The organism is Rhodopila sp. (genome assembly GCF_035548235.1).
Taxonomy (GTDB): Bacteria; Pseudomonadota; Alphaproteobacteria; order Acetobacterales; family Acetobacteraceae; genus Rhodopila.
Genome location: NZ_DASZTJ010000245.1, coordinates 19,395 through 27,974, shown reverse-complemented (window position 1 = coordinate 27,974; position 8,580 = coordinate 19,395). Strand labels below are relative to the sequence as shown.

The window sequence follows — 8,580 nt, the reverse complement described above, 5'->3', positions numbered from 1 at the left end:
CTCCCGATAGCCCAGCAGCAGCAAGCCGCAGAACACCAGGCACGCCGGCCACAGCCAGCTTGCCGTCCGCCAGGCCACCGGGTTCTGCCTGGGGTCGAGCCGCAGTTCCAGCCAGCGCGCCCAACCCGCCGCGATGCCGGCGATCGCCAGCGGCGTGTGCGTCAGCTCGATCAGCAACTGGTCCTTCAGGTTGGCGATCGCGTGGCTGTGCGTCAGCAGCAGTGTCCCGCCCCCTGCGCATAGCAGCGGGAACACCAGCACCGGCCAGCCGCGCGTCAGGCCGCCGGCCCTCACCCGCCACTCGAACACCGCGAACACCACGATCAAGACCACGAACGCCCGGTGTTGCAGCACCTCGACATCGCGGAAGCTCTCGAAGAAGCCGATATCGCCCAGCGGCCACGTTTCGGGATCGGAGCGGAAGAACAGGAACACCGCCAGGCCGATGAACAGCAGCGGCCAGTGCCGTGCGGGGCGGACCCCGGCCCGGTTCAGCAATGCGAGAAGGCCGATGGCGACGACGAACAGGCCGGCCCAATGGTGGTTGTATTCCGACCACGCAATGTCCTCGGCATTGCGCGGCGGCAGTTCGCCCGATCCCGGCACGAACGCCGCCTGAGGCGCCGTGGCCTGCCGCGCCGCCTGCCGGTCGAGCTTCTCCTGCAATGCCGGCAGCGCCAGGGAGTCATGGTCGGGGCTGGTCAGGCGCGGCCATTCCGGCGTGTTGCGCTCGACGATCTCGTGCCAGGTGACGCGGTCCTGCGTCAGGTCCACGGCCGGCGGGACCGAAGTCAGCGACGCGGCGGCGAAGAAGATCGCGATGCCGATCCCGAACTCGACCTCCGCGAACCGGCGCAGGCGCAGGACGGGCGTCGCCGGGTTGCGGCGCAGCCGCTCGACGATGCCGAAATTGCCCGCGCCGAGGGCCAGAAGCATCAGGAACATCACCACCTTGGCGCCGACCATGACGCCGAACGCGGTGCCGTACAGACCCTGCCAGTCGCCGATATAGAACACCGACATGGTCAGCCCGCTGACCAGGATGCAGGCGACGCCGACCATCGACATGCGGGAGTAGCGGGCGCCGACCTGGCGGAACAACTCCGGGTCGTGCAAGCGGGCGAGCGCCATCAGGAAGCAGGGCAGCCCGCCGATCCAGATCGCCGCGCCAAGCTGGTGCAGCCCTTCGACGAGCAGGAGGACGGCCTGGTCGTCAAGCCGCGCGGCGGCATGCGTGGTCAGCGTGGCGGCCGCCAGTTCCACGACGGTCAATGCCAGCAGCAGCGCCGAGGGCGCCCACCTGGCCGGCCGCCGCGTCAGCAGGGCCAGCGCCAGCACGGCGGCGGCGGCGATCTTGATCGTCCCGGCGATGGCGAAGCCCGCGCCCATGACGTCCAGGAAGCTCAGGCCCACCGTGTCCATCAGCACCGCGGCCTGCAGGCCGACGGTCGCGGCCTCGGACAGCACCAGCGCGACGGCGGCCCAGCCGGCGATCCGCGCGGCCGTCGCGGCGATCTCCGGCAGGTCGAAGGGGCGGGCCAGGAACACCAGGAACAAGGCGCCGCCCAGCGCCATCGACTGCGACAGGATCGTCAGGCCGTGGACGACGATCGACAGGTAGCCGAACAGGTCGACCAGAAGCTCCATCAATCAGTGCTCTTTGACCGTGAACGGCACGTCGCCCCGGGTGATGTGGCCGTCGACGGCGAGCACCTGCCAGCGCAGCACGTAATCGCCGGGCGTGAGGTCGAGATGCGTGGTCATGATGTCCGGCGCTCCCCCCGGCGCGATCGCGACCGGCGCCTGGGCGTGGTCCGGACGCACCAGCGTCACGCGGGAGCGGGCCTTGTCGATGCGGCTGTTATAGCGCAGCCGGACATCGAGCGGGCCGGCCGGCACGCTGCCGCCGGCGGGCGGCGTGCTGGCTTCCAGGATCGCATGCGCCCAGGCGAACGAGGGCACGGAAACGGCGGCGAGAACGGCGAGAAGGCGAAGGCTGGCACGAAAACTCACTGATATCCCCTGGCAAGCGAAGTTGCGGGCCTCGGCGGCGGGGGCTAGATGCCGGGTATCAACGGTCTCGTCCAGTCCGAGGAACGGGCGGCCGACCTATGCTGTGAGAGGGACCCAGACCGCATGAGCCGCCTGCCACCCGGAAAACGCGCCGATTACCGCTGGTTCCACGGGATCACGACACGCTGGATGGACAACGACGTCTTCCAGCACGTGAACAATGTGAACTACTTCTCCTATTTCGACACCGCCGTGACCTATTACGAGATGACCGAGAAGGTCGTCGGCCTGCTGGATGGTCCGGTGCATTGCGTGGTCGTCGAGGTGGCCTGCCGCTACCACGCCTCGCTGGCGTTCCCCGACCGGGTGACCGTCGGCGTCCGCGTGGCCCAGATCGGCCGCAGCTCCGTGCGTTATGAGATCGGGGTGTTCCGCAACGACGAGGACGTTGCCGCAGCCGAGGGGCATTTCGTCCATGTCTTCGTCGAGCGCGGGGTGCAGCGGCCGGTGCCGATCCCCGAGGAGTCGCGGGCGAAGCTGGGCCGGCTGATGGTCACGCCCCCCGCCGCGGCGTGACGCCGCGACGAGGGACCGCCCGTATCAGGCGACGAGGCGGAGTTTCTCGTCGTAGACCGGGTAGCCGGCGACGGGGGCGAAGCGGACCGTCAGCATGGCGGACCCTTCGATGCCGGCCCAGGGGATGGCGGCCGCGCCGTCGGTCCAGCGCCATGTCGTCACGCCGTCATTCTCCACGGCGTGCCAGCCCACCCGCAGGCCGGGATGGTCGGAGGTGAAGACCGTTTCCCTGGTTTGGGTGCGAACGATGATGGCGTGGACGCTGATCCCCAGCCGGCGCGTATCGCGCATGCCCGGGACCCGCTTGTCGGACGGGATGCAGAAGCGCGACGCCAGGACGACCGATCGCGCGCCGGCCGGGACGGCGAAGACCGCCCGCCCCTGCCGCTCCATCACCGGTCCGACGCGGCGGCCGTCGACCAGCAGGTGTACGTCCGGATCCTCCACCAGCATCGGCGCCGGCGCCGCGAAACCGAGCCTGTCGGACCGTTCGGCGAGGCCCTGCCAGATCGGGGCGACGTCCTCGGGCACCTTGGCCAGCGGCGCGCAGGCATCCGTCTGCCACCGTTCCGAGCTTGGGTTCACCGCGAAGGTCGGATGAAGCCGCCGGGCGGTGCCGGCGTTGTCGAACGAGTCGCGGTTGCCGGTGTCCAGATAGCTCTCGGACGCGGCGCCCTCGGCGAGGAGCATGCCGTGCCGGTCCAGTTCGATGTGGTAATAGGTGAACGGATGCTCCGGTAGCTCGCGAACGATCGACCCGCCGTTGACCAGCAGCTTCACCGGGACGCATTTGCCGGCGAGCAGCAGGCAGTGCTCCGGCGACAGGACGATGTCGCGGGTCGGCGTGTTGTCGCCCAGCGCGCCCTGCTTGACGCGGATCGGCGCGGACAGTTCCGGCCGGGCGTGGTGCGCGAGGTTGATCCGGGAATAGCCGATCCACTTCACCGGCTCCTGCACCGCCGCGCCGTCGCGCAGGACGGTGACGAGATCGCCTTCGCGGATCGTCTCGACCGGCCGTTCGCCTTCCGGCGTCAGGATGTTCGTTCCTTCGGCGAAACACGTGGCCGCGACGGAGGTCACCTCGTAGGCGCCGTTGCCGAGCGAGGTGAACGTGTCGCTGCCGAAATAGGAGACCGTTTCCGTGACGTTGCCCGCCGTGAAGATCGCGGTCGTCACGCCGCTGACATAGGTGCTGGTAAGCGTCGCGTTCGACAGGGTGGTGCCGATGTAAGCGCCGTTCTCGATGGCGATCGGCGTGGCGGTCCCGCCGCTCAGCGTGGAGTCCGAGGTCTGGCCGGGATAGCTGGCGGTGCCGAAATACCCGCTTTGTCCCGAGAATTCCTCGTCGAGGTAGCTCAGCCAGCTATATGCGGCGCGCCCGTCGCTCTGCAGGTATTCCTGCAGGCCGAATTCGGCTTCGGAAAACGCGCCGCCCGACTGGACGACGATGCCGTATATGGTGATGGACTTTCCCAGCTGGCCGATAAGGCCGCCGGCCGCCGCGGTATCATTGACGAGCGTTGCGCCGTCGTAACCGAGAAGGCCGCCGGATACGGTGACCTGCGTGGCCGAACCGCCGTACCTGACCTCGATCAGGCCATCCTGCCCGATCGTCTCGTCGGTTACGAGACCACCGCTCAGGACGGTCACGTGGTCGTTGGCCTGGACGGTCCCGCAGGGCAGGCCGTCGCTTCCGTAGATGACCCCCGCGGAGAGGACTTCGCCCGCCGAGATCGTGTAGTTCGCCATTGCTTGCCTCTCCTAGCTGATCAGAGGTGAACGGGCCGGGCCCGCCGTGACCGGGGTCGTGGATCCGATGTCCGCCGTGCCTTGTCCGGGCCGGCGCGACGACAGAAGCTGTTTGATCGTGGAAATGACGTGCTCCGGCGTGATCAGCCGGGTGCATTCGAACTGGCGCGGCGTGTCGGCATGGCGCGGGCACCACAGGTAGTCCTGGTGATCGAAGCTATGGCGGACGTCGTTCCAGCAACTGTTGCACGTGTGCCAGTTGATGACGCGGTACGGGGTCGCGAACTCGTTGCTGACATGCGTGAAGCCGCTGATCATCACGACCGGCGTCCCGGCCGCCCAGGCCAGCCACGACAACCCGCTGCTCAGGCCGATGAAGGCCTCGGCATGGCGCAGCCAGCGCGCCCGCTCGGTCAGGGGGCGGTCGCCCGTTTCGTCCTCCACACCATGCGGGATGTGGTTCCAGACGAGGTCATGGCCGTGTACCGGGCTTTTGTCGATGCAGACCACGCGATAGCCGCGGCGCTTCAGGAACTGGACGACGGCGCGCCAGCCATTCGGGTTGTTCCAGTATTTCGCCTGGGACGTCGCCTGGACGCCGATGCAGACATACGGTTCGGGGATCGGGCGGGTGTCGTCGGGAATGGCCAGGCGCGGCGGTTCCTCGGTCGGATCGACGCCCAGGATATAGGCTGCCGTCCGGTGAAGGCCCACCTGGCGGAAATCGGTCGGCTGATGGACGCAGGCCGCGTCGTCGAAGAACAAGCCCAGGTTGTAGGTGGCATAGGCCTGTTCCGCCAGCCTCTCCTGAACCACCTGTTCGTGGGTGACGAAACGAATGCTCCGGTACGCATCCCGGAACAACGGGATGATCTTGGCCGACATGGCGACCGTCAGGCGGCATCCGGTCGTCTGCCAGAACCGGACCGCGTAGGGGAACCAGCCGATCGTGTCGCCCAGCGTGCCGGACGGGACGTTGATCAGGACGTCGCGGTCGTACGGGTCGAATTCATGCGTCAGGACCGGCAGCGGCAAGCCGCACGGCCCGGTGTCCCAGATCTCGATGCCAAACCGCACGCAATACCGCTTGGCCGACGTGACCAGGACGCCCTTTGTCTCGGTCTCGAACAGGACATTGCCGGTGTCGAGGTCCGTCAGCCGTACGCGCCACTGTCCGTTGGTCCGGGCCGGCAGCCGGATCCGGGCGCCCGCGTTGAAATCGAAACGGATCCCGTCGGGTCCTTCCAGCGTGGGGACCGCGGCCGGTTCCGGATAGGCCGCCGCGCGCACGCCCTGGCGAGCCGCCCCCGCCGCGAGGGACGGACCCGAGACCGCCGTGGCCTTTGTCACGCCTTGGGCATCACCTGGCGCGCCAAGCAGTCCGTCGCCAGTCATGCGGCTTCCGCCGTCCATTGAAGTCCTCGCGCCATTTTACTGTCGTGGCTTCGGTCCCACGACGCGACGTGATGCCTGGTTCGTTCGGCGGCTGGAGCGATACAACCACCGATAGTCCGTCGGTCATCCTTATTTACGGCGCATCTTGCGTGTTTTTAGACGTATTGTCCACAGAAATCTCATTTTATCGGCATAACACTCAAAAGTTGTATTTCTCAGAGGTTACACAAGGATTTCGTCACGCGACAATCATGACGGGAATCGTTACAGGACGAGCATTCGGGCCGTAACGACCGCCGCCCGGACACCGGCTTGGCAGCGCCCGGCGCTCGTTCAGCGCGGCGACTGGAAGCCCCGGGGATACCCCGGGGCCCCGGGGTGTCCCCCCCTGAGGCACGGCAATGACGCAGGCCGTCAGCCGGCCGCGAGCGCCTTCGCGTAAGCCGCCACCGCCGCCGCGAAACCCATCGCCAGCGCATCGGCGGTGAGTTCGTGCCCGATCGACGCTTCCGCCAGGAACGGGACCGCCCGCATCAGCGGCGGGATGTTGCGCAGGTTCAGGTCGTGCCCGGCGTTCACCACCAGCCCGGCGTCCCGCGCGGCCTGGGCGGTGGCGGCGATCGCCTCCAGGATCGGGGCGTGGGTCCCCGTCCGGAACGCCGCCGCGTAGTGCCCGGTATAGATCTCGATGCCGTCCGCGCCGGCATCCTTCACCTTCGCGACCACCGCCGGATCGGGGTCGACGAACAGCACCAGGCGCGCGCCCAGCGCCTTGATCGCCGGCAGCGTGCCGGCCAGCAGCGCGCGCTGGGCCGGATCGAGGCGCCAGCCCTCCTCCGACGTGAACGCGTCGGGGGCGTCGGGGACCAGCGTGACCTGCTCCGGCCGGACGGGCCGGATCAGCATCATCAGCCGCTCGTCCGGATAGCCTTCGATATTGAATTCCACCGCCGGCCGCCGCGCGCCCATCACCTGGGCCAGCAGGGCCACGTCCGATCCGCGGATGTGCCGCTCGTCCGGACGCGGATGCACGGTCAGCCCCGCCGCCCCCGCGTCCAGCGCCTGTTTCGCGAACCACGCCAGATCGGGCACGCCGGTATGGCGGGAGTTCCGCAGCAGCGCGATCTTGTTGAGGTTGACGCTGAGCCGAGCCATGGCGGCGGTCTAGCGGGCTTGGAAGTTGGGCAGGCGGCGCTCGCCCATCGCCTTGGTGCCTTCCTTGAAATCGGCCGTCTGCCGCAGCCAGTCCTGCTCCTCGTACTCGCGCTCCGTCGCGGCGGCGACGGCGTCCGCCAGGCCGCGGCGCAGCGTCTCCCGCGTGGCGACGATGGCCAGCGGGGCGGACTGGGCGATCTCGGTCGCGATCTCGACCGCCTTGGACCGGACCTGCTCCTGCGCGACGCAGTAATCGGCCAGGCCGATCGCCAGGGCTTCCTCGCCCGTCATGCGGCGGCCGGTGTACATCATCATCGCCGCGTGCTGCGCGCCGATCAGCCGGGGCAGCGTGCAGGTCAGGCCGAAGCCGGGATGGAAGCCCAGCCGGGTGAAGTTGGTGGAGAACCGCGCCTCGGGACAGGTCACGCGGAAATCGGCCATGACCGCCAGGCCGACGCCGGCGCCCACCGCCGCGCCATGCACGGCGGCGACGATCGGCTTGCCGGTGCGCCACAGCCGCTGCGCTTCCTTATACAGGTGCCGGCCGCGCTTGGCCTGGCGGGCCACGCCGTCGGGACCGCGGCTGCCGAAATCGGCGCCGGCGCAGAAATGCTTGCCCTCGGCGCACAGCACGATCGTGCGCACCTCCGGCGTGCGGTCGTAGGTCTCCAGCGCATCGGCGATCTCGCCCACCATGTCGGTGTCGATGAAGTTGTTCGGACCGCGCCGCACCTCGATCGTGGCGACATGGCCGTTGGTTTCGACCGCGATGTGTTCGTAACTGCCGTGCTGCATCGTTTCCTGCCGCCATGGGTGGGTTCGGGGCGCGGAGTTTATGGCGGCGGGGTGCGGGGAGCAAATCCCGGCGAACCGTGATAGCCTTCCGGCAGTCATGGCGCAGAACATCTACGACACGCCCGATTTCTTCACTGCCTACAGCCAGCTCCGCCGCTCGGTTCACGGGCTGGACGGCGCGCCCGAATGGCCGGCGATCCGCGCCGTCCTGCCGCCCCTGCGCGCCGCGCGGGTCGTGGACCTGGGCTGCGGCTTCGGCTGGTTCGCCCGCTGGGCGGCGGCCGCGGGCGCGGCGTCGGTGCTGGGCCTGGACCTGTCGGACAACATGCTGGCCCGTGCGCGGCAGGAAACGGCAGGCACGGCGGTCCGCTATGCCAAGGCCGACCTGGAGCACCTGGACCTGCCGGCATCGTCCTTCGACCTGGCGTACAGCTCCCTGACCTTCCACTACGTCGAGGATTTCGGGCGCCTGGTCCGGACCGTCTTCCAGGCGCTGCGGACCGATGGGCACTTCGTCTTCACGATCGAGCACCCGATCTACATGGCCCCGACCCATCCCGGCTGGCGGCTGGACGAGGCGGGACGCCGTACCTGGCCGGTCGATCGTTACGCGATCGAGGGCGTTCGGACCACGGACTGGCTCGCGAAAGGGGTGGTCAAGCACCATCGCACCATCGGCACCACGCTGAACACGCTGATCGGGGCAGGCTTCACGATCCGCCATGTCGAGGAGTGGCGGCCAACGGACGAACAGCTCGCCGCCCTGCCCGCGCTGAAGGAGGAGCTGGAGCGGCCGATGATCCTGCTGGTCTCCTGCCGGCGATAGGGGGGCCATAGGGGGCAGCCAAAGGGGGCCGACCAACGGGGGCCGCCCATGACAAGGCAGGCGGGTCGGTG

At 68.6% G+C, this 8,580-nt stretch carries 8 protein-coding genes; 2 read left to right on the top strand and 6 right to left on the bottom strand.

Features of this window, described 5'->3' with window-relative positions; all coding sequences use genetic code 11:
- The coding region (locus VHB27_RS19870) for a copper resistance D family protein (RefSeq protein ID WP_325603793.1) at positions 1–1,647 on the bottom strand (1,647 nt) is incomplete at its 3' end.
- A 3-nt stretch (positions 1,648–1,650) separates the two neighbouring features.
- Positions 1,651–2,013 carry a copper resistance CopC family protein gene (locus tag VHB27_RS19865; RefSeq protein WP_325603791.1) on the bottom strand — a complete coding sequence of 121 codons (363 nt, stop codon included), beginning with the start codon at positions 2,011–2,013 and terminating at the stop codon, positions 1,651–1,653.
- Positions 2,014–2,136: 123 nt separating this feature from the next.
- Here VHB27_RS19865 and VHB27_RS19860 point away from each other — a divergent pair, with 123 nt between their 5' ends.
- Positions 2,137–2,589, top strand: coding sequence for an acyl-CoA thioesterase (locus VHB27_RS19860; protein ID WP_325603789.1), 453 nt, complete (start codon positions 2,137–2,139; stop codon positions 2,587–2,589).
- A 24-nt stretch (positions 2,590–2,613) separates the two neighbouring features.
- Here VHB27_RS19860 and VHB27_RS19855 read toward each other — a convergent pair whose 3' ends face one another.
- The 4 genes from VHB27_RS19855 to VHB27_RS19840 all read right to left on the bottom strand — a co-directional run bounded on the left by VHB27_RS19855 (position 2,614) and on the right by VHB27_RS19840 (position 7,683).
- A complete protein-coding gene (locus tag VHB27_RS19855; RefSeq protein WP_325603787.1) occupies positions 2,614–4,338 on the bottom strand; it encodes a Hint domain-containing protein in 1,725 nt (574 codons plus the stop codon).
- Between the two features lie 12 nt (positions 4,339–4,350).
- Complete coding sequence (locus tag VHB27_RS19850) at positions 4,351–5,688, bottom strand: autotransporter strand-loop-strand O-heptosyltransferase (RefSeq protein WP_408904025.1); 1,338 nt, start codon at positions 5,686–5,688, stop codon at positions 4,351–4,353.
- A 459-nt stretch (positions 5,689–6,147) separates the two neighbouring features.
- Complete coding sequence (locus VHB27_RS19845) at positions 6,148–6,888, bottom strand: pyridoxine 5'-phosphate synthase (protein ID WP_325603783.1); 741 nt, start codon at positions 6,886–6,888, stop codon at positions 6,148–6,150.
- Positions 6,889–6,897: 9 nt separating this feature from the next.
- Complete coding sequence (locus tag VHB27_RS19840; RefSeq protein ID WP_325603781.1) at positions 6,898–7,683, bottom strand: enoyl-CoA hydratase/isomerase family protein; 786 nt, start codon at positions 7,681–7,683, stop codon at positions 6,898–6,900.
- A 97-nt stretch (positions 7,684–7,780) separates the two neighbouring features.
- Between VHB27_RS19840 and VHB27_RS19835 the strand changes: the two genes are divergently transcribed.
- Positions 7,781–8,509, top strand: a complete 729-nt coding sequence (locus VHB27_RS19835; RefSeq protein ID WP_325603779.1) for a class I SAM-dependent methyltransferase — start codon at positions 7,781–7,783, stop codon at positions 8,507–8,509.
- Positions 8,510–8,580: the final 71 nt, after the last annotated feature.

Excerpts from the sequence above, each read along its gene's own strand:
- VHB27_RS19845 (WP_325603783.1), bottom strand. The coding sequence starts at position 6,888 with ATGGCTCGGCTCAGCGTCAACCTCAACAAGATCGCGCTGCTGCGGAAC.
- VHB27_RS19840 (WP_325603781.1), bottom strand. The coding sequence starts at position 7,683 with ATGCAGCACGGCAGTTACGAACACATCGCGGTCGAAACCAACGGCCAT.
- VHB27_RS19855 (WP_325603787.1), bottom strand. The coding sequence starts at position 4,338 with ATGGCGAACTACACGATCTCGGCGGGCGAAGTCCTCTCCGCGGGGGTC.
- VHB27_RS19835 (WP_325603779.1), top strand. The coding sequence starts at position 7,781 with ATGGCGCAGAACATCTACGACACGCCCGATTTCTTCACTGCCTACAGC.
- VHB27_RS19860 (WP_325603789.1), top strand. The coding sequence starts at position 2,137 with ATGAGCCGCCTGCCACCCGGAAAACGCGCCGATTACCGCTGGTTCCAC.